The following is a 20,999-nucleotide window of genomic DNA, read 5'->3' on the forward strand; positions in this document are numbered from 1 at the left end:
TTGCTTACCTTCCCTACGACGCAGATTCAATGCGTCAAATCGCTGACCTTCGTTGCCCGTGCGCCCACATCAGGGCCGGTACGCGGCTGCACGGGCGGGCCAGTCGGACCAGACGAGCCGTCCTAGCTCGCTTCAAATAACGCCATGGCCTCGACATGTGCCGTCTGAGGAAACATATCGAGAATCCCGGCACGTTTTAACCGGTAGCCCTGCTTGATCAATTCAACCGTATCGCGCGCCAGCGTTGCCGGATTGCACGACACATACACCAACCGTTTGGCGCCCAGGGACGCAAGCTTGCGCACTGCCTCGAAAGCACCGTCACGCGGTGGGTCCAAGAGTACCGCACAAAAGCCTTCGCGCGCCCATTCGGCATCGGTCAAAGGCTGGGATAAATCGGCCTGAAAAAACTTCGCATTATGAAGATTGTTGCTAGCAGCGTTCGCGGCTGCTCGCTCGACCATCGCCTGCACGCCTTCCACCGCCACCACTTCGCGAACGACCTTGGCCAGCGGCAACGCAAAGTTACCCAAACCACAGAATAGATCGAGAAGTCGTTCCTGCGCCGTCGGCTTCAGCCACTCCAACGCTTGGGCGATCATCGCTTCGTTGACCCCGGCGTTGACCTGGATGAAATCTCCCGGTCGGTACGCCAGGTTCAAGTCCCACTGTTCAAGACGATAACCCAACGACTGGTCAGCCTCGACCGGTTGTGGTTCCCCGTCGCCGTGCAACCACAACTGGGCTTCATGGAACGCGCAGAAATCCTTGAGGATCGTCATGTCGGCGTCGGACAGCGGCGCCATGTGCCGCAGCAAAACGGCCAACGACGATCCGGCAAATAATTCCACATGCCCCAGCGCCTGAGGTTTGCTCAAGCGCCGAAGCATTTCCGGCAAGCGGGTCATGATCGGCTGCAAGGGTTGTACCAGCACCGTGCATTCATTGATCGCAACGATGTCCTGACTGCCAGCGGCGCGGAAACCGACTTCGAGCTTTTTCGCCTTCATGTCCCAGCGCACTGCCACTCGGGCGCGACGCCGGTAACCGAATTCCGGACCGCTCAAAGGCGCGGCCCACTCTTCGGGTTCGACACCGGCGACCTTCGACAATTGTTCGGCGAGCATGCGCTGTTTCAGGGCGAGTTGTTCATTGTGCGGCAGATGTTGCACGCTGCAACCGCCACACCGACCGGCATGCGGACACGGTGCCGGGCGGCGCAGCTCGCTGGCCTGGAACACCCGTTCGGTGCGCGCCTCGACGACTTTGCCGTGGGCGCCCAACACGCGTGCTTCGACTTCTTCACCGGCCAATGCGCCAATGACGAACCAGGTACGACCTTCAAAAAACGCGATACCGCGACCGTCATTGGCCAGGCGCTCGATACTCAAGCGCTGCTTTTTGCCAGTCGGAATTTGCGGGGCCTTGCTGCCCCCGGTGGGCTGGAAGCGCAGGCCTCTCTCTTGCTTGGCCATCAGTTGGGCGCGTCGAAAATGCCGGTCGACAAGTAACGGTCGCCACGGTCGCAGATGATCGCGACGATCACCGCGTTTTCAACTTCTTTGGACAGACGCAGCATCGCTGCCACGGCACCGCCCGAGGACACGCCGCAGAAGATGCCTTCTTCGCGAGCCAGACGACGGGTCACGTCTTCGGCTTCGCTTTGCGCCATGTCGACGATCCGGTCCACGCGCTCGGCCTGGTAGATCTTCGGCAGGTATTCCTGCGGCCAGCGACGGATGCCCGGAATCGCCGAGCCTTCCATCGGTTGCAGACCGATGATCTGCACGCGCTCGTTCTGCTCTTTCAAGTAGCGCGAGACGCCCATGATGGTACCGGTGGTGCCCATGGAGCTGACGAAATGGGTGATGGTGCCTTCGGTCTGACGCCAGATTTCCGGGCCGGTGGTGGTGTAGTGCGCTTCGGGGTTGTCGCCGTTGGCGAACTGATCCAGCACCTTGCCGCGGCCTTCGGCTTCCATTCGCTGGGCGAGGTCGCGGGCGCCTTCCATGCCCTCTTCCTGAGTGACCAGAATCAGCTCGGCGCCATACGCCGTCATGGCGGCTTTACGTTCGGCGCTGGAGTTATCCGGCATGATCAGGATCATCTTGTAACCCTTGATCGCGGCGGCCATCGCCAGGGCGATCCCGGTGTTACCCGAGGTCGCTTCGATCAGCGTATCGCCGACGTGGATCTGCCCACGCAATTCAGCGCGGGTGATCATCGACAGCGCCGGACGGTCCTTGACCGAACCCGCCGGGTTATTCCCTTCGAGCTTGAGCAAAAGGGTATTGCTGGTGGCGCCAGGCAGGCGCTGCAAACGGACCAGCGGAGTGTTGCCGACGCAATCGGCGATGGTTGGGTACTGCAAGGTCATGGCGTATTCGCAATCCAGACTGCGGGGGCGCCTATCATACCGGCAAACCGACCCAGGCCATATCACGCAAAGTACGGTGCTTATGGTTTATGGGAATAAGGCAGAATTTTGTGGCGGATGGGAGATCGCTCCCACAGGGATCAGGGTTGATCACACCATTTGTGGCCGACACAACTCCACTGTGGGGGCGAGCTTGTCTCCGGGCGGCGATCCGACGATAGCGTCGTCACTGACACCACCGTTATCAGCCACTAATCGAATATTTAGCCGCAACCCCACCTCAGTGTTCTCAGCCCAAAGAGCCCCGCCCTGCCGCTGCACCGCATTCCTCGCAATGCTCAACCCCAAGCCAAACCCACCATCCCCCGGCCGCGACCCGTCGAGTCGAATGAACGGACAGAAGATCCGCTCAAGATCCGCCTCAGCCACCCCGCCGCCCTCATCCTCCAGCCACACATGCCAGAAGTCGTCATCGCGCTGCCCACCCAGACGCACAACGCCGCCCTGCGGTGAATGACGAATGGCATTGCGCAGGATGTTTTCCAGCGCTTGAGCCAACGTATTGAGATGGCCGCGCACCCAGCAGGACGAATCCACCGCACACTGCAACTGGCTCGCCGGCCAGCCACTTTCATAGCAGGCATTTTCCGTGAGCATTTCCCACAACGCCTGAATCTGGATCGATTCGTCGGGCAACCGAGTGCGCTCGGTGTTGAGCCAGGCCAGTTGCAGGGTGTCTTCGACCAGACGCTGCATACCATCGACCTCTCGGCCAATGCGCTCGCGCAATTGCGTCAACCCCTGCTCGCTTTCGCTGGCCACCCGCAGGCGACTCAGTGGCGTGCGCAATTCGTGGGACAGGTCGCGCAGCAGTTGTTGTTGCAGGGCCACCGTGCTTTGCAGGCGCTCGGACATGTGATCGAAGGCCCGGCCCAGTTCACCCAGCTCATCCGGGCGATTGGTGATGCGGCTCGACAATCGCACGTTCAACTGGTCGGCACGCCAGGCATTGGCTTGTTCGCGCAGACTGTTCAAAGGCACGACCAGTAACCGATACAGACCGACGCACAACAGCAAGGTGAACAGCCCGGGAATCACTCCGTTGGTGATCACCCGCCAGAACACCCGGTAACGGCCGGGCACGAAACGCTGGGGCAGTTCGATCACCAGACTGCCAGCGGACGGATCGTTGGGAAAAGGCACTCTCAACCACGGCCGGCCTTTGGTATGGCGACTCGTCGGCCAGTCCAGACCGCGCAAAAAGGTCAGGCGCTGAATTTCTTTTTCCGTCAGAGGGTAACTGCTCAACGATTGCAAATCGCCGCCAATCACACCGACCCATGGCGACTCCCGTTGGCCGACACTCTGCAACCAATCATCGACACCTTCACTCTGACGCTGATTCCACGCCTGCTCGGCCTCAGCGGCGTAGCGCATCAGCGTGCCCCGTGCCTCGTCGGACAGGAACAGGTTTTTCTGTTCCATGTAGCGCCCCCAGGACCAACTGAGCCAGATCATCAGCAGACAGAACGCCACCAACAAGCACGCCAGTTTCCAGAACAGCGAATGCCTGCCCGGCAGGTCAGTCCACTTCATCGACAGCACTCAATACGTAACCCTTGCCCCACACCGTGCGCACTTCGCGCTCGAGGTAACCGACGGCCTTGAGCTTGCGGCGGATCTGACTGATATGCATGTCGAGGCTGCGGTCATGGGGCGCGTAACCGCGCTGCAGTACATGTTGATAAAGGAAGGCTTTGCTCAGGACTTCATCGCCATTGCGGTTCAGCGTTTCCAGCAACCGGTATTCGCTGCGCGTAAGGCCCGCAGCGTGTTCGCCATAAAAAACATCACAGCATTCATCGTCGAAACGCAGGTTGTCCGCTGAAGGGGCAATCGGTGCCGGCGCTGGCCGGCGGTCGAGCGCGACGCGTCGCAGGATCGCTTCGATGCGCACCCGCAACTCGACCATGCTGAAGGGTTTGGGCAGGTAATCGTCGGCGCCCAGCCGAAAACCACTGATGCGATCGGCTTCGGCGCCCAGTGCCGACATCAGCACCACCGGGGTGGAATGGCTCTGGCGCAACTGCGTCAGTACATTCAGCCCGTCAAGGCCCGGCAGCAGAATATCCATCAGCACCACATCGAAGGCTTGCTGGCGGGCGATGGTCAAGCCTTCCAGGCCGTTCTGGCACCACGTCACCTGAAAACCGCAACGTCCCAGGTGCTCATGAACATAAGCACCGAGTACGAGGTCGTCTTCTATAGACAGGATACGAGGATGGCCAGCAGTGATGGGAGTCATGAGTATCTGCAAATAATTCTCAGTCGCCGATTATTCAAGATTGCCTCGCTGTGGGCAACACAAGGTTTGCCCGTGACGTAAAAGTGGCGAACCGGCCGACGAATGCCGACATCAATTTTACGAAGATTGCCCGCCTGCAAATCGCTACACTGCGCAGGTGGCGCGTGCTGGACGTACGTGCAGGTCATTAAATCGCTGGATGCAGGAGAGATGCGTGCTCAAGAAACTGGGAATTAAAGGCCGCGTGCTATTGCTGACCCTGTTGCCGACCAGCCTGATGGCCTTGGTTCTGGGCGGCTATTTCACCTGGATGCAGCAATCCGACTTGCAAACCCAGCTCATGCAGCGTGGCGAGATGATCGCCGAACAACTGGCGCCCCTGGTGGCCCCGGCCATGGGCCACAAAAACACCGACCTGCTGGAACGCATTGCCACCCAATCCCTGGAACAACCGGATGTTCGCGCCGTTTCGTTCCTCGCGCCCGACCGCTCCCTGTTGGCTCATGCCGGCCCGACCATGCTCAATCAGGCGCCAATCGGCAACGGTCCGCAGATGCTGCGCCGCAGCGGCAATGACGCGACGCGTTACTTGCTGCCGGTGTTCGGCAAGCACCGCAATCTGGCCGGTGAATTGATTCCCGAGGAAGCCGACCGCCTGCTGGGCTGGGTCGAACTCGAACTGTCCCACAACGGCATGCTGCTGCGCGGTTACCGCAGCCTGTTCGCCAGCCTGCTGCTGATCGGCGCAGGCCTTGCCGGCGCAGCCCTGCTGGCGTTACGCATGGGCCGGGCCATCAATCGGCCGCTGAGCCAGATCAAGCAAGCGGTGGCGCAACTCAAGGACGGTCATCTGGAAACCCGCCTGCCACCCCTCGGCAGCCAGGAGCTGGACACACTGGCGTCCGGCATCAACCGTATGGCCGGCACCCTGCAGAACGCACAGGAGGAATTGCAACACAGCATCGACCAGGCCACCGAAGACGTGCGCCAGAACCTGGAAACCATCGAGATCCAGAACATCGAACTGGACCTGGCGCGCAAGGAAGCCCTTGAAGCGAGCCGGATCAAATCCGAGTTCCTGGCCAACATGAGCCATGAAATCCGCACGCCACTCAACGGCATTCTCGGCTTCACGCATCTGCTGCAAAAAAGCGAACTGACCCCACGCCAGCTCGACTATCTGGGCACCATCGAAAAATCCGCCGACAGCCTGCTGGGGATCATCAACGAGATTCTCGACTTCTCGAAAATCGAGGCCGGCAAACTGGTACTCGACCATATTCCGTTCAACTTGCGCGACCTGCTCCAGGACACGCTGACCATCCTCGCCCCGGCCGCCCACGCCAAGCAACTGGAACTGGTGAGCCTGGTTTATCGCGATACACCGCTGTCGCTGGTGGGTGACCCGCTGCGGCTCAAGCAGATTCTCACCAACCTGGTCAGCAATGCGATCAAGTTCACCCGCGAAGGCACCATTGTCGCCCGGGCCATGCTCGAAGAAGAGCACGAAGACAGCGTGCAACTGCGCATCAGCATTCAGGACACCGGCATCGGGCTGTCGAACCAGGACGTGCGTGCCTTGTTCCAGGCCTTCAGCCAGGCCGACAATTCGCTGTCCCGGCAACCTGGCGGCACCGGTCTGGGGCTGGTGATTTCCAAACGTCTGATCGAACAGATGGGCGGCGAAATCGGTGTCGACAGTACGCCCGGCGAAGGCTCGGAATTCTGGATCAGCCTGAGCCTGCCCAAAACCCGCGACGACGCCGAAGACCTGCCCGGTCCGCCGTTGCTCGGGCGTCGGGTGGCAGTGCTGGAAAACCACGAACTGGCCCGTCAGGCGTTGCAGCATCAACTGGAAGACTGCGGCCTCGAAGTTACTCCATTCAACACCCTGGAGAGCCTGACCAATGGCGTGACCGGCGCGCATCAGACCGATCAGGCGATCGACCTGGCGGTGCTCGGCATCACCAGCAACGACATGCCGCCAGAGCGCCTCAACCAGCACATCTGGGACCTTGAACATCTGGGCTGCAAGGTGCTGGTGTTGTGCCCGACCACCGAACAGACGCTGTTCCACCTCTCGGTGCCCAACCCGCACAGCCAGCTCCAGGCCAAACCGGCCTGCACTCGCAAGCTGCGGCGGGCCTTGTCCGACCTGGTCAACCCGCGTCAGCACCGCAGCGAACCCGGCGAACCGGTGTCCAGCCGTGCGCCAAAAGTGCTTTGTGTCGACGACAACCCGGCCAACCTGCTGCTGGTGCAAACCCTGCTCGAAGACATGGGCGCCAAAGTCCTCGCGGTGGAAAGCGGTTACGCGGCGGTCAAGGCCGTGCAGACCGAAACCTTCGACCTGGTACTGATGGACGTTCAGATGCCCGGCATGGACGGGCGGCAAAGCACCGAAGCGATTCGCCAGTGGGAAAGTGAACGGCATTGCACACCGCTGCCGATCGTTGCCCTCACCGCTCACGCCATGGCCAACGAAAAGCGTGCGCTTCTGCAAAGCGGCATGGACGACTACCTGACCAAACCGATCAGCGAACGGCAGCTGGCCCAAGTGGTGCTGAAGTGGACCGGCCTCGCGCTGCGCAATCATGGGCCGGAGCGCTCCAGCGACAGCCACGGTGGCGGTCATGAATTGCAGGTGCTCGATCACGAAGAAGGTTTGCGCCTTGCTGCCGGCAAGGCTGATCTGGCCGCGGACATGCTGGCGATGTTGCTGGCGTCGCTGGAAGCCGACCGCGAGGCGATTCGCTTCGCCCGGGAAACCAACGACCATACCGCCCTGATCGAACGCGTCCATCGCCTGCACGGTGCGACCCGTTATTGCGGCGTCCCGCAACTACGCGCCGCCTGCCAGCGCAGCGAAACCCTGCTCAAGCAACAGGACCCCAAAGCCCCCAGCGCACTGGAAGACCTCGACCGGGCCATCAATCGCCTGGCCGCCCATGCCCGTATAAATGCCTGATGTACATTCCAGGAGGACCGCATGCGCACGATTCTTTTCAGCAGCCAGACCTACGACCGCGACAGCTTTCTCAGTGCCGTGCTACCCGCCGGCATTGAACTGCACTTTCAATCGGCGCGACTGAGCCTTGATACGGTGGCGCTGGCGGAGCATCACGAGGTGGTCTGTGCCTTCATTAATGATGACCTCAACGCGCCGGTGCTCGAACGCCTGGCTGCGGGCGGCACACGCCTGATCGCCCTGCGCTCGGCCGGTTACAACCATGTCGACCTGACGGTGGCAAAGCGTCTGGGGCTGGCGATTGTGCGCGTCCCGGCCTACTCGCCCCACGCGGTGGCGGAACATGCGGTGGCGCTGATCCTGGCGCTCAACCGACGCCTTCACCGCGCCTACAACCGCACGCGCGAAGGCGATTTCAGCCTGCACGGGCTGACCGGCTTCGACCTCGTGGGCAAGACCGTCGGCGTGGTCGGCACCGGGCAGATCGGCGCGACCTTCGCGAAAATCATGAACGGCTTTGGCTGCCAATTGCTGGCGTACGACCCCTTCCCCAACCCGCAAGTCGAAGCCCTCGGCGCCCGTTACCTGAGCCTGCCGGAACTGCTGGCCGAGTCGCAGATCATCAGCCTGCACTGCCCGCTCAACGAACAAAGCAAACACTTGATCAATCGCGAGTCACTGGCGCACATGCAACCCGGTGCGATGCTAATCAACACCGGACGCGGTGGTCTGGTGGACACACCAGCGCTGATCGACGCGTTGAAGGACGGTCAGCTGGGTTATTTGGGGCTGGATGTGTATGAAGAGGAGGCGCAGCTGTTCTTCGAGGACCGTTCCGACCTGCCGCTGCAGGACGATGTGCTGGCGCGGCTGCTGACGTTTCCGAACGTGATCATCACCGCTCACCAGGCCTTCCTGACCCGCGAGGCCTTGGGCGCGATTGCCGCGACCACCCTGCAGAATATCTCGGCCTGGGCGGCGGGCGCGCCTGTAAATTTGGTGAAGGGTGACTGAACCAGATCGAAGGTCATACGCCCGCGCCATGCTGCGCCGATGTCCGTGCTAGCATGCCGCGCATATTTGGAGGACCCATGGTCGAACACGATTTCCGCTATAGCCTGATGAACCCGCAACACACCCTCACCGAATGCCGCGCCCTTGTGCCGGGGCGTTATCAAGTCACCGGCAACGGCGGCTCGATTCGTAACAACGACGTGCTGGTAGTGACCCTCAAAGGCGCCAAGGACTTGTCCATGCGCCTGACCGTCGAAACGGTTCGCCACTTGATCAATCCGCCCGGCCAATGGGTCGCGGTGGCCAGTGGTCCGGTGTTCGGTGAACTGGCGATCCACACCTGGAAAGTCAACTGCGACAGCTGCGCCAAAGAGCTGAACTTCGAGTTCGCGGTCGACGCCAAGCTGGGCAACAAGGCTGAAAAGCCTGCTGCCACCGCGCGGATTGCCGAACTGGGCTGGACCACGGTTGGCGAGAAGCACCTGTGCCCGAAATGCCAGGAGCCCGCGTGATGAAACGCCTCGCTCTGACCGCGATGGTTGGCGCCAGCCTGCTGGGCTGCGCCGCCGAGCCGGTGCAATTGCAACAGAACCGCAGCTACATTCTGGAGTGGATTGGCGAACGTCCGTTGATGGATTACAGCCACCTGACCGTCACCCTCGGTGAAGACGGTCGGGCCTACGGCAACGGCGGCTGCAACCACTGGTTCGCGCCATACACCCTGGAAGGCGACAAGCTGAGCTTCGGCAAGGTTGGCAGCACCCGCAAACTGTGTGCGCCGGCGTTGATGGAGCAGGAAAAGCGTTTCCTCCAGGCGCTGGAAAACGTTCAGCGCTGGGACGTCTCGCCGATCGACCAGATGCGCTTCTGGCCGGCCGAAGGCAAGCCGCTGCGTTGGTGGCTTGAAGAAGGTTGATCGGCGGCCCCGAAAAGATCGCAGCCTCGCCAAGGCTCGACAGCTCCTACATGGATTACCGAACACCCTGTAGGAGCTGTCGAGCCTTGGCGAGGCTGCGATCTTTTGCTTCTAGTTCTTGGCCTGCAACGCCTCAAGCTTCGCCATCACCCCCGCCGCCGTCTGCTCCCCCACCAGCTGCTCTCTTACCTTGCCCTTGTTATCGATGATGTAAGTCACCGGCAACGCCTCACTGCGCGGCAACTCAAAAAGATCGGCCGGATCAGAAGCCAGCACGGTGAACTTGATGCCCAGTTTCTCACTGGCGCTTTTCAGCTCTTCACCCTGCACATTGTCGAAGTTGACCCCGAACACACCAATCTTCTTGCCCTTGAGCTGATCGGCCAAGGTGTTCAATTCCGGGATCTCGGTCCGGCACGGCCCGCACCATTCCGCCCAGTAGTTGAGCACCAGCCATTGTTTGTCCAGACGCTCGGCGGCGACTTTCTGGCCGTTCTGGTCGATGCCATAGTCATTACCGCAGCCCCCCAGCAATAACGTACCGATGATCGCCATTGCCGCTGCCAGTCGCCTAGTCATGTCGTATTCCTTGTTCAAAATTGAATGCGCCTGCGACCCATCGCCTCTCAAGGTTCTGGATTACGCGCTGCACAGTTAGAATAGCCGTCACCTTACGCAAGATGCGAACCGCACATGACCGATCTGACGCTTTATCACAACCCGCGCTGCTCGAAATCCCGCGGTGCGCTCGAACTGCTCGATGCCCGTGGCCTGACCCCGACGGTGGTCCGCTACCTGGACACCCCGCTCAATGCCGCGCAAATCCAGAGCCTGCTGACCAAGCTCGGCATCAGCGCCCGGCAACTACTACGCACCGGTGAGGACGAGTACAAAACCCTCAACCTGGCCGACAACAGCCTCAGCGAGGCGCAATTGATCGCCGCCATCGCCGCCAACCCGAAACTCATGGAGCGACCGATTCTCGAAGTCGGCGACAAAGCCATCATCGGCCGTCCGCCGGAGAATGTGCTGGAGCTGCTGCCGTGAGTGCGCCATACATTCTGGTTCTGTATTACAGCCGCAGCGGCTCGACCAATGAAATGGCCCGGCAAATCGCCCGGGGTGTCGAACAGGCCGGGATGGAAGCGCGCCTGCGCACGGTGCCGCCGATTTCCACCGAGTGCGAAGCTGTGTCGCCGGACATTCCGGACGAAGGCGCGTTGTACGCCAGCCTCGACGACTTGAAGAACTGCGCGGGCCTGGCCATGGGCAGCCCTACCCGGTTCGGCAACATGGCGGCGCCACTCAAGTACTTCCTCGACGGCACCAGCAACCTGTGGCTGACCGGCGCTCTGGTGGGCAAGCCGGCTGGCGTCTTCACCTCCACCGCAAGTCTGCACGGCGGCCAGGAAACCACGCTGCTGTCGATGATGTTGCCCTTGCTGCACCACGGCATGCTGATCACCGGCCTGCCGTACAGTGAATCGGCCCTGCTGGAAACCCGTGGCGGTGGCACGCCTTACGGCGCCAGCCATCACGCCGGGGCGGATGGCAAACTCGGTTTGAATGAACATGAAGTCGCACTGTGTCGGGCCCTGGGCCTGCGCCTAGCGAAGACTGCACAGAAACTGGGGAACTGACGTGGCCAAGAAGCCGAAGATTTTGCCCTCCATCGAATGGCTCGAACCCCGGGTTCGGGCGATGCGCATCATCAGCCTGCTGTGTTACTTCGGCTTGGTGGGTTTGCTGTGCGCCTACTACCTGGTGATCGCCGACCTGCACGGCGCCCGGCCGTGGGTGATTCTGCTGATCGAACTGGTGCCGCTGCTGTTGCTGGCGCCGGGGATGATTATCGGCAGCGCGCGTGGGCATTCATGGATGTGTTTTGTGGTGAACCTGTATTTCATCAAAGGCGCATTGGCGGCGTATGACCCGAACCGGCAACTGTTTGGATTACTCGAGATGGGCGCGAGCCTGGCGGTGTTCTGCTCGGCGCTGTTGTATGTGCGGTGGCGGTTTCAGTTGAACCGCAAGCTTGCTGGCGAGGGAGAAATATCCGCTGCCTGACACACCGCTTTCGCGAGCCGGCTCGCTCCCACAAGGACAGCGTGAACCCTGTGGGAGATTCTATGTTGCAGGGCATTCCGACGATGGGCGCGACTCGGTCTTAATGGTTCACTGTATACGCCAGCATCATCGATATCTGGCTCATCGGCCGCCCACCACTTTCTTCATGCCACTGATTGAACACGCCCTGCACCGTGGCCAGGTCCCGCAGACTGCTCGGCACCTTGTCGACGATCTTCTGCGCATTCAACGCCGCGACCACGTCGTAGCTCGGCACAAACGTGTCCTTGCCGACCATCCGCAAGAACCGCGGTGCGGACAACCCGCCCAATTGATGACCGCGCTTTTTCAGGTAGGTCCACAACCCAACGATATCCGTGACCGGCCAATCGGCGATCAACGCGCCGAAGCTGCCCTTCTCATGCGCCACATCCAGAATGAACTGCGCGTTGCGCGGCACGCTCTTGAGTTTGCCCAAGTGACGAATGATCCGCGCGTCCTGCATCAAACGCTCAAGGTGTTCGGCACTCATCAGCACGACTTTCTCAGGGTCGAACTTGAAGAACACCTCTTCGAACGCCGGCCATTTGGCGTCCACCAGGCTGTGCTTGAGCCCGGCGCGGAAGACGCGCAGCGCCATGGTCGAGAGGTAGCGGTCGTCGCTGATCTTGCGCAATTGCGCCGGGGTTTTCGGAACGGGCAGATGGGCTTCCAGTTCAGCCGCTGAACCGAAGCGGTTCAGACAGTATTCGTGCAGCCACTTGTAATCGCGCATGCCCTCTCCTGGACAATGAAATGAAAACGGCGCCCGCGAGCGCCGTGTGTCAGAGCTGTTTAAACCTTCAAAGGTTCACGACATTGACGAACCGCGACGCGGCAGTTTCATCGATACGCAGGTTGGTGAAGTCGAACAGATTGCGGTCCGCCAGTTGCGACGGGATCACGTTCTGCAAGCTGCGGAAAATGCTTTCGGTGCGGCCTGGCGTCTTGCGTTCCCACTCCTGAAGCATGTCCTTGACCACCTGGCGTTGCAGGTTTTCCTGGGAACCGCAGAGGTTGCACGGGATGATCGGGAATTGCTTGAAGTCCGAGTAGGCCTGGATGTCTTTTTCGTTGCAGTAGGCCAGCGGGCGGATCACCACGTTGCGGCCATCATCGGCGCGCAGCTTCGGCGGCATGGCTTTGAGCGAACCGTTGAAGAACATGTTCAGGAAAAAGGTCTCGACGATGTCGTCGCGGTGATGACCGAGGGCCATTTTGGTCGCGCCGATTTCGTCGGCAAAGGTGTAGAGCGTGCCGCGACGCAGGCGCGAGCACAGCGAACAGGTGGTTTTGCCCTCCGGGATCAGCTCCTTGACCACCGAATAGGTGTCTTTCTCGACGATGTGATACTCGATGCCCAACTCTTTGAGGTAGGCCGGCAGCACGTGTTCAGGGAAACCTGGCTGCTTCTGGTCCATGTTCACGGCCACGATCTCGAACTTGATCGGGGCGACCTTCTGAAAGTGCATCAGCACATCGAGCATGGTGTAGCTGTCTTTGCCACCGGACAGGCAGACCATGACCTTGTCGCCGTCTTCAATCATGTTGAAATCGGCAACAGCCTCACCGGCCTGGCGGCGAAGGCGCTTTTGCAGTTTGTTCTGGTTGACCGTAAGAGTGCCCATGACGCGAAATCCGTGAGGTGTGACGAAAGGCCGGCATTTTACGCAAAAACGCTTCAAGGGCGAAGTGCCTCTGAGCGACAGACCCTGCGGCGATTAACAGGCGTGTTTACAGCGCAATTTGCTCTAAAGCCCCGCAACCTGCGTCGTTAAGACCTTTCTATACTGCGAAATAAGGTCGCACACATAATCCAGACCTTTCCTTACTCGGCCACTTTGGCCCGTAGGCGCTCCACTGGGGGGCGACGGTAAAAACAAGAGGAGTGACTGGCATGATCCATCACGTAGTGGGGCTCTTCACCCACCCTGACCAAGAATGGAAAGAGATCCGTGGCGACCAGGAGGAAAGCATCAGCCACATGTATCTCACTCATACCCTGATACTGGCGGCGATACCCGCGGTATCCGCGTTTATCGGCACCACTCAGGTCGGCTGGGTCATTGGCAGTCGCGCGCCGGTGATGCTGACGGTGGAAAGTGCAATATGGATGACGGTCATGTCGTACCTGGCGATGCTCGGCGGAGTTGCGGTCATGGGCGCGTTCATCCACTGGATGGCTCGCACCTATGACGCCAACCCGAGTCTGGCACGCTGCGTTGCATTTGCGACCTACACCGCGACACCGCTGTTTGTCGGCGGTCTGGCGGCGCTGTACCCACACATGTGGCTTGGGATGATCGTCGGCACCGCGGCCATCTGCTACACGGTGTACCTGCTGTATGTGGGGCTACCCACTTTCATGAACATTCCATCAGACGAGGGATTTCTGTTTTCAAGTTCGGTGCTTGCGGTCGGCCTGGTGGTGCTGGTGGCCATCATGGCGTTCACGGTAATTGTCTGGGGACTCGGCGTGGGGCCGGTCTATACGAACTAGCAACACTTCACCCAAAAACAAGATCTGCCAACACAGGCCGCCGCAAGGCGGCCTTCTAATGCTCAAGGATAGAAAGCGGTGACGACCATTCGGCGCCTCGGCGATTCGCAACGCTCGAGGGTTGCGGCATACTCGACGTCTCTGGAGATCCATCAAGCATGCCCGAGCAAATCAATACCCGCGTCGAAGACTGTTACCAACTCGCCGAATCCTTTTTCAAACGACCTTTCAAACGCCCCGTGGTGAGCCTCAAGCTGCGCGGGCAAAAAGCCGGTGTCGCGCATTTGCACGAGAACCTGCTGCGCTTCAATCCGCAGCTGTACCGGGAAAACACCGAAGACTTCCTCAAGCAGACCGTGGCCCACGAGGTTGCGCACCTGATCGCCCATCAACTGTTCGGCGACCGCATCCAGCCCCATGGCGAAGAGTGGCAACTGATCATGCGCGGCGTGTACGAGCTGCCGCCCAATCGATGCCACACCTATGACATCAAACGCCGCAGCGTGACCCGCTATATCTATAAATGCCCGTGTGCGGAAAGTGACTTTCCGTTTTCAGCCCAGCGCCATGGTTTGGTGAGACAGGGGCGGCGTTATTTGTGTCGGCGGTGCCGGAGTACGTTGGTGTTCAGTGGGGAAATGCGCGTCGAGTAGCAAGATTTGTAGTGCCTCTACTTGCTCGCGAAGAGGCCCGAAAGAACACTACACAACGATCTTGGCACACCGCAGCTCTTCGATCCGCTCAGCACTAAACCCCAACTCCCCCAACACCTGATCCGTATGTTGCCCTATGGCCACGCCGATATGCCGCGGCTCGGGCAACCCTTGCGAAAACTTCAACGGACACGCCATCTGCGCCTGAGTCGTCCCGTCACCACGCGGTACTTCAGTCACCAGCGCCCGCGCCTTCAACTGCGGATGCCGCACCGCCTCGCCCAAACTCAACACCGGCTCGACACACGCATCCAACGTGGCAAACAACGCGCACAACTCGACGAAATCGCGCGTCTCGAACTCAATCCTCAGCGCGTTCTTCAGCGCCTTTTGCAAGGCCGGTTCCGGCGATAACCCCAAGGTTTCCAACTCCTCCAGCCCCAGCGCCGCACACAGTTGTTTCATGAACGCGGGCTCCAGACTGCCCACCGAGAACCAGCGCCCGTCGCGGGAACGGTAATAGTCATAGAAACTGCCACCGTTGAGCATCTGCTCCTCCCGTCCCGGCTCCACGCCACAGGCCAGATAACCGGCGCCGGCCATGGCGTTCAGGCTGAACGCGCAGTCGGTCATGCTTACATCCAGGTGTTGCCCCAACCTGCTTTGCTGCCGGGCGATGACCGCCGCCAGCAGCCCGATCACCCCGTGCAACGAGCCACCGGCGATATCCGCCACTTGCATGCCCAACGGCAGTGGCCCGCTGTCGGCGTGGCCGGTGTAGCTCGCCAGCCCCGCCAGCGCCAGGTAGTTGATGTCGTGGCCGGCGCGGTCCTTGTAGGGGCCGGTCTGGCCGTAACCGGTGATCGACACGTAGATCAGTTTTGGGTTGATCGCCTTCAAGGCTTCATAACCCAGGCCCAATCGTTCCATCACGCCGGGGCGGAACTGCTCCAGCACGATGTCGTAGTTCTGCAGCAACTGCTTGATCACCTCCAGCGCCTCAGGCTGCTTGAGGTCCAGCGCCAGGCTGCGCTTGTTGCGATTGAGGTAGGCGTGGCTGGCGGAAATCCCCTGATCATGGGGCGGCAGTACCCGCAGCAGGTCCATGCGCGTTGGGGATTCGATGCGCAGCACCTCGGCGCCCATGTCAGCCAGCAACAACGAGGCGAACGGCCCCGGCAGCAGTGTCGAGAAATCCAGAACCTTGAGTGATGCCAGTGGACCGAGCATGAGCGTTCTCCGTAAACGATGCCTTCAGACTAGGCAGCCGACAGCATTGCAGCAATCACCTTACGCGTCAGATGCGCTGACCGTTACGCTCAAATCCCAGGCATGAAAAAACCCGCCGAAGCGGGTTTTTTCAGTGCAGCCGTCTTACTTGACGTTGTTGGGGGTCGGGCCTTCGGCCACGCCCAGGTCGTCTTCAACACGCTCGTCGGAGATACCGCGACCGCCAGAAGCCAGTTCCGCGTGCATCACGTCGACGTCCAGTTCCTTGACCCACTTGGCCACAACCAGGGTGGCAACAGCGTTACCAACCAGGTTGGTCAGGGCACGAGCTTCGGACATGAAGCGGTCGATACCGAGGATCAGCGCCAGGCCGGCAACCGGCAAGTGGCCAACGGCCGACAAGGTGGCGGCCAACACGATGAAGCCACTACCGGTCACGCCCGCAGCGCCTTTGGAGGACAGCAGCAACACCACCAACAGGGTGATCTGGTGAGTGATGTCCATGTGGGTGTCGGTTGCCTGAGCAATGAACACCGCCGCCATGGTCAGGTAGATCGCAGTACCGTCGAGGTTGAACGAGTAACCGGTCGGGATCACCAGACCCACAACGGATTTCTGTGCGCCCAGACGTTCCATCTTGATCAGCATGCGTGGCAGCACCGATTCCGAAGAAGAAGTACCCAGCACGATCAACAGTTCTTCACGGATGTAGCGAATCACTTTCAGCACGCTGAAGCCGTGAGCGCGAGCGATACCGCCCAGCACCACCAGAACGAACAACAGGCAAGTGATGTAGAAGCACAACATCAACTGGCCCAGTTGCACCAGCGAGCCAACACCATAAGCACCGATGGTGAAGGCCATTGCACCCAGGGCACCGAGTGGCGCGAGTTTCATGATCATGTTGATGATGTTGAACATCACGTGGGCGAAGCGATCGATGAAGTCCAGGATCGGCTTGCCGTAGGCACCCAGGCGATGCAGGGCAAAACCGAAGATCACCGAGAACATCAGCACTTGCAGGATATCGCCCGTGGCGAACGCGCCGACGATGGTGGACGGGATCACGTTCAGCAGGAAGCCAACAACGCTTTGATCAGCACCGGCCGCTACATAAGCAGCGACTTTGGAGGCATCCAGCGTAGTGACGTCGATGTGCATGCCAGCACCCGGCTGCACGACGTTGACCACCACCAGACCGACCAGCAATGCGATGGTCGAAACGATTTCGAAGTAGAGCAGCGCGTAACCGCCGGTCTTGCCGACCGACTTCATACTCTGCATGCCCGCGATACCGCTGACGACGGTGCAGAAGATGATCGGGGCGATGATCATTTTGATCAGTTTGATGAACCCGTCACCCAGCGGCTTGAGGGCTACACCGGTCTGCGGGTAGAAGTGACCGAGCAGGATGCCGATGGCAATAGCAACGATCACCTGGAAATACAGGGATTTGTACAGTGGCTGACGAGTCGTCATTGCAAAGTTCCTCAAGAGTGCCCGGTGACAACATCCATCTGTTGCCAAAGACACTTCAATTGCGAACCCTCCTGCACTGGAGGGATTTGTTTTGTCGAGCTGCGCAACGGCAGGCATCTGCGGGTTGTATCGCAAGGCCCGTGCCACCTTCGTCAAATTGCCATCAAGCCTTTTGACATCAAGGGTTGCAGGTTTTTCTTTGTCACCAAACGGTTACGGCAAAGTGGCGGATTTCCGCCCATCGACCAAACCTCGTCCTACAAATTGGCGGATATCCGCCTTGTTCATCATCAGGCACCACGGCTACCATCCGCCGTTCAATGGACGGACTTGCCTTCTATGCGCGAACGCACCATCGCCAGTCATTTCGCCCGAGCCGCCCTCGGTGGTGCGCGACGGCTGGGTTATGACTATTCAAACCTGCTGCAACAACTCGGCATCAGCCCGGAGTTGCTTGAAGAGCCACGAGCGAGAATCGCGCCTGAACAGTTCTCCCGATTGATCCAGGGATTGTGGCGGGCACTGGACGACGAATACCTGGGCTTCGGGCCGGTCCCGAGCAAAACCGGCAGCTTCGCGATGATGTGCCATGCGGTGATCCACTGCCGCAATCTGGAGAAAGCACTGCATCGCGGCTTATTGTTTTATAGCTTATTCCCTGAGGGTCCGCGTCTGACCCTGACCCGCGAAGACGACATGATTCGCCTGAGCCTCGACGATTCGCAATTCCGCGACCCGGACCACTTCCTCACCGAGAGCCAGCTAATGGTGTGGCATCGACTCGCCAGCTGGCTGATCGGCCAGCGTATTCGGCTGGAACAGGCGACGTTCAGCTACCCGAAACCCGAGCACGGCGCCGAATACGATTTGCTGTTCCCCTGCCCTCTGGCGTTTTCCACGGCGCAAAGCAGCCTGCTGTTTCACAGTCGCTACCTGAACATGCCGCTGTTGCAGGACGAACGGACGCTCAAACATTTCCTCGAACACTCCCCCGCCGACCTGCTCTCGCGCCCGGATGACGGTGACAGTTTGAGCAGTCAGCTGCGACGGTTGCTCAGCCGCGACAGTTCACGCTGGCCGGACCTGGAAGCGGTGGCCGCGCACCTGCACATCAGCCCGCAAACCTTGCGTCGGCATTTGCGGGAGGAAGGGTCGAGTTTTCAGGAGTTGAAGGATCAGCTGCGCCGGGACATCGCGATTTATCATCTGGGGCGGGCGGATTTGTCGTTGCAGCAGATTGCCGAGCAACTGGGGTTTTCAGAGCCATCGGCGTTTCATCGGGCGTTCAAGAAGTGGACCGGGTTGACGCCTGGGGCCTACCGCGCGCAAGAGAATTAAGATCTTTTCGGTCACGCACCGATCTCAAACCACCGAAAAATGAATCCGAAACGCCGCCCCACCCATGGGCGAATCCCCCAGCGTCAACTTGGCGCTGTAGCTTTCAATAATGTCCTTGACCACCGCCAACCCAATCCCCTGCCCCGGATGCTGCCGATCCAGCCGCTCGCCCCTTTGCAGAATCCGCGCCCGCTGATCCGGAGGCACGCCCGGCCCATCATCCTCAACGCACAACTCAACCCCGCCAAGGCTTTCACGCACGCTAATGCGCACTTCGCCGAGGCACAGGCGATAGGCGTTTTCCAGCAGGTTGCCCATCATTTCCAGCAAGGCACCCTGTTCGATCGGCACGTAACACGGGTCCGGCAGATCGAAGGCGACGCTCACGCGTTTGTCGCGGTAGACCTTGTCCAATGTGTCGCACAGGCTTTGCAGCACCGGGCGCAGGCGTACCTGGTGGCGCACCAGACCGCTTTTGCGCAGGCTGGCGCGTTGCAATTGATAGCTGATCTGCTGGCTCATGCGTTCGATCTGGGTTTGCAGCACCCAGGCTTGGTCGCGATCAGCCGGGCGCTTGGCCATGTCTTCGCTGACGCCTTGCAGCACGGTCAGCGGGGTTTTCAGGCTGTGGGCCAGGTCGTCGAGGGAATCGCGATAGCGGCTGCGTTGTTCACGCTCGCTGTGCAGCAAGCGGTTGAGGGAGCCGGTCAGGCGCAGCAGTTCGCGCGGGTGTTGTTCGCTGAGGCTTTCGCGGGTGCCGCTTTCGATTTCGTCCAGTTCCTGACTGAGCCGGCGCAACGCCTGCAAGCCCCAGGTCAGGCCGATCCACAGCAGCGCGAGCAACACCAGCAAGGCGGCACCGAATCCGAGGTAGAGGTTTTCCCGCAGGCCTTTGAGGGTGGCTTCGTACTCACGCACCGGTTGCAGCGCGACGATGCTGAACGCCGCGCTCTTGCCGCCGAGCAGTTTGACTTCGACGTCATAGACGAAGAACTCCTGGCCGTTGGCCTCGCGAATCCTTGCGAACTCGTTGCCACGTCCGTCGTAACGCGGTTTGTAGTTGATCTTCTCTTCGCGGGTGGCTTTGGAGCGCCAGACCAGGTGAGCTTCGCGGTCATAGATGTAGCCGAGCAAACGGCTGTCGGTCAGGTTGAAGCGTTCATCGGGCAACTGCGCCGGCATTTGCAGGGTGTTGTTTTCCACCCGCGCGGCGGAGATCAGCGTGGTGACGTCTGACGCCAGGCGCTGCTCGATCGAGTCCTGCAACGCCAGACTGAACGCACCCTGCATGGCTGGCAACAACGCCAGCATGAACAACACCGCCAGGAGCGTGGCGGCGAGCATCAAACGGACACGAAGGGAACGAATCAAGTGCAGCGCTCATTGAACAGGTAGCCGAGGCCACGCACGGTATCGATCGGCTTGAAGCCGGTCGGGCCTTCAAGTTTGCGGCGCAGACGGCCGACCAGCACTTCGATCACGTTCGGATCGCGCTCGTCGTCGTCTGGATAGAGCTGCTCCATCAAGCGGTCCTTGGCCACCACTTGCTGGTGATGCCGCATCAGGTACTCGAGGATCCGATACTCGTAAGCGGTCAGCGCCAGCGGTTGATCATCAAGGGATGCCTGTTTTCGATTGAGGTCCAGCAGCAAGGGCCCGGCGACGATGGTCGATTGGGTGAAACCGCTGGAGCGGCGCAGCAAGGCATTCAGGCGCGCGTCGAGTTCTTCGAACTGGAACGGCTTGACCACGTAATCGTCGGCGCCGGCGGCGAGGCCTTCGACCTTGTCCTGCCAGTTGCCGCGCGCGGTGAGGATCAGGATCGGAAAGGTCTTGCCGCGCGAGCGCAGCTGGCGAATCAGGTCGAGCCCGCCCATGCCCGGCAGGCCGAGATCGATCACCGCCAGGTCATGGTTGAACTGCTCGGTCTGGTACAGCGCCTCTTCGGCATTGGCCACGGACTCGACCACGTGGCCGCTGTCTGTCAGGCGGGTTTGCAGGTGATGGCGCAACAGCGCTTCATCTTCGACGACCAGCAGTTTCATAACGCTCTCCTACGCAAATCAACATCTCCAGAGGCATGCGTACCTCAATGGCTAACATGGCAACGCCG

At 60.3% G+C, this 20,999-nt stretch carries 21 protein-coding genes; 10 read left to right on the forward strand and 11 right to left on the reverse strand.

Translation table 11 applies throughout. The features are described from left to right. Positions 1–122 precede the first annotated feature (122 nt). From rlmD to MO767_RS24495, 4 genes are all read right to left on the reverse strand, one after another. The gene (gene rlmD, locus MO767_RS24480; protein WP_282482639.1) at positions 123–1,475 is read right to left on the reverse strand and encodes a 23S rRNA (uracil(1939)-C(5))-methyltransferase RlmD; all 1,353 of its coding nucleotides are present in this window, start codon (positions 1,473–1,475) and stop codon (positions 123–125) included. After that, entirely contained in the window at positions 1,475–2,377 is a 903-nt protein-coding gene (gene cysM / locus MO767_RS24485; RefSeq protein ID WP_282482640.1) for a cysteine synthase CysM, read from the reverse strand. Before cysM ends, rlmD begins: the two co-directional genes overlap by 1 nt. A 150-nt stretch (positions 2,378–2,527) precedes the next feature. Next, positions 2,528–3,973 (reverse strand): sensor histidine kinase, encoded by a 1,446-nt coding sequence (locus MO767_RS24490; protein WP_282482641.1) that lies wholly within the window; start codon positions 3,971–3,973, stop codon positions 2,528–2,530. Beyond that, the gene (locus tag MO767_RS24495; RefSeq protein ID WP_282482642.1) at positions 3,960–4,682 is read right to left on the reverse strand and encodes a response regulator transcription factor; all 723 of its coding nucleotides are present in this window, start codon (positions 4,680–4,682) and stop codon (positions 3,960–3,962) included. The genes MO767_RS24490 and MO767_RS24495 overlap by 14 nt, the downstream gene beginning before the upstream one ends. A 214-nt stretch (positions 4,683–4,896) precedes the next feature. On the opposite strand from MO767_RS24495, the gene MO767_RS24500 reads away from it, so the two are divergent. The 4 genes from MO767_RS24500 (at position 4,897) to MO767_RS24515 (ending at position 9,580) form a co-directional block, all read left to right on the forward strand. After that, positions 4,897–7,650: a response regulator gene (locus MO767_RS24500; protein ID WP_282482643.1), complete on the forward strand. Its 2,754-nt coding sequence runs from the start codon at positions 4,897–4,899 to the stop codon at positions 7,648–7,650. A 21-nt stretch (positions 7,651–7,671) separates the two neighbouring features. Further along, the gene (locus MO767_RS24505) at positions 7,672–8,664 is read left to right on the forward strand and encodes a 2-hydroxyacid dehydrogenase (RefSeq protein ID WP_282482644.1); all 993 of its coding nucleotides are present in this window, start codon (positions 7,672–7,674) and stop codon (positions 8,662–8,664) included. 77 nt (positions 8,665–8,741) lie between these two features. Beyond that, complete coding sequence (locus tag MO767_RS24510) at positions 8,742–9,176, forward strand: hypothetical protein (RefSeq protein ID WP_008147995.1); 435 nt, start codon at positions 8,742–8,744, stop codon at positions 9,174–9,176. Further along, entirely contained in the window at positions 9,176–9,580 is a 405-nt protein-coding gene (locus MO767_RS24515) for an META domain-containing protein (protein WP_134422728.1), read from the forward strand. The genes MO767_RS24510 and MO767_RS24515 overlap by 1 nt, the downstream gene beginning before the upstream one ends. A 111-nt stretch (positions 9,581–9,691) precedes the next feature. Here MO767_RS24515 and MO767_RS24520 read toward each other — a convergent pair whose 3' ends face one another. Beyond that, positions 9,692–10,159: a TlpA disulfide reductase family protein gene (locus MO767_RS24520; RefSeq protein ID WP_282482645.1), complete on the reverse strand. Its 468-nt coding sequence runs from the start codon at positions 10,157–10,159 to the stop codon at positions 9,692–9,694. 114 nt (positions 10,160–10,273) lie between these two features. On the opposite strand from MO767_RS24520, the gene arsC reads away from it, so the two are divergent. Genes arsC through MO767_RS24535 form a run of 3 tightly spaced genes read left to right on the forward strand, consistent with a single transcriptional unit; the run spans position 10,274 to position 11,647 of the window. Next, the gene (gene arsC, locus MO767_RS24525; protein WP_282482646.1) at positions 10,274–10,627 is read left to right on the forward strand and encodes an arsenate reductase (glutaredoxin); all 354 of its coding nucleotides are present in this window, start codon (positions 10,274–10,276) and stop codon (positions 10,625–10,627) included. Further along, on the forward strand, positions 10,624–11,220 hold the full coding sequence (gene wrbA / locus MO767_RS24530) for an NAD(P)H:quinone oxidoreductase (protein WP_282482647.1): 597 nt from the start codon (positions 10,624–10,626) through the stop codon (positions 11,218–11,220). The genes arsC and wrbA overlap by 4 nt, the downstream gene beginning before the upstream one ends. A gap of 1 nt (position 11,221) precedes the next feature. Continuing rightward, positions 11,222–11,647, forward strand: a complete 426-nt coding sequence (locus tag MO767_RS24535) for a DUF2069 domain-containing protein (RefSeq protein WP_282482648.1) — start codon at positions 11,222–11,224, stop codon at positions 11,645–11,647. A 100-nt stretch (positions 11,648–11,747) separates the two neighbouring features. Here MO767_RS24535 and MO767_RS24540 read toward each other — a convergent pair whose 3' ends face one another. Further along, entirely contained in the window at positions 11,748–12,422 is a 675-nt protein-coding gene (locus MO767_RS24540; protein ID WP_282482649.1) for a DNA-3-methyladenine glycosylase I, read from the reverse strand. 67 nt (positions 12,423–12,489) lie between these two features. Further along, the gene (gene ttcA, locus MO767_RS24545) at positions 12,490–13,314 is read right to left on the reverse strand and encodes a tRNA 2-thiocytidine(32) synthetase TtcA (RefSeq protein ID WP_033055258.1); all 825 of its coding nucleotides are present in this window, start codon (positions 13,312–13,314) and stop codon (positions 12,490–12,492) included. Between the two features lie 269 nt (positions 13,315–13,583). On the opposite strand from ttcA, the gene MO767_RS24550 reads away from it, so the two are divergent. Both MO767_RS24550 and MO767_RS24555 read left to right on the forward strand, forming a co-directional pair. Continuing rightward, on the forward strand, positions 13,584–14,186 hold the full coding sequence (locus MO767_RS24550; protein WP_282482650.1) for a Yip1 family protein: 603 nt from the start codon (positions 13,584–13,586) through the stop codon (positions 14,184–14,186). A 158-nt stretch (positions 14,187–14,344) separates the two neighbouring features. Further along, complete coding sequence (locus MO767_RS24555) at positions 14,345–14,839, forward strand: SprT family zinc-dependent metalloprotease (protein WP_282482651.1); 495 nt, start codon at positions 14,345–14,347, stop codon at positions 14,837–14,839. Positions 14,840–14,887: 48 nt separating this feature from the next. Here the strand turns inward: MO767_RS24555 and MO767_RS24560 are convergent, their stop codons facing one another. After that, positions 14,888–16,069, reverse strand: a complete 1,182-nt coding sequence (locus tag MO767_RS24560; protein ID WP_282482652.1) for a CaiB/BaiF CoA-transferase family protein — start codon at positions 16,067–16,069, stop codon at positions 14,888–14,890. A gap of 144 nt (positions 16,070–16,213) precedes the next feature. Then, positions 16,214–17,548: a dicarboxylate/amino acid:cation symporter gene (locus tag MO767_RS24565; protein WP_282482653.1), complete on the reverse strand. Its 1,335-nt coding sequence runs from the start codon at positions 17,546–17,548 to the stop codon at positions 16,214–16,216. Positions 17,549–17,887: 339 nt separating this feature from the next. Between MO767_RS24565 and MO767_RS24570 the strand changes: the two genes are divergently transcribed. Further along, positions 17,888–18,886 carry an AraC family transcriptional regulator gene (locus tag MO767_RS24570; protein WP_282482654.1) on the forward strand — a complete coding sequence of 333 codons (999 nt, stop codon included), beginning with the start codon at positions 17,888–17,890 and terminating at the stop codon, positions 18,884–18,886. Positions 18,887–18,910: 24 nt separating this feature from the next. On the opposite strand, the gene MO767_RS24575 is transcribed toward MO767_RS24570, so the two are convergent. Next, positions 18,911–20,257: an ATP-binding protein gene (locus tag MO767_RS24575; protein WP_282482655.1), complete on the reverse strand. Its 1,347-nt coding sequence runs from the start codon at positions 20,255–20,257 to the stop codon at positions 18,911–18,913. Further along, positions 20,254–20,931 (reverse strand): response regulator, encoded by a 678-nt coding sequence (locus tag MO767_RS24580; RefSeq protein ID WP_282482656.1) that lies wholly within the window; start codon positions 20,929–20,931, stop codon positions 20,254–20,256. The genes MO767_RS24575 and MO767_RS24580 overlap by 4 nt, the downstream gene beginning before the upstream one ends. Positions 20,932–20,999: the final 68 nt, after the last annotated feature.

Source organism: Pseudomonas sp. UYIF39 (assembly GCF_029963765.1).
GTDB lineage: Bacteria > Pseudomonadota > Gammaproteobacteria > Pseudomonadales > Pseudomonadaceae > Aquipseudomonas.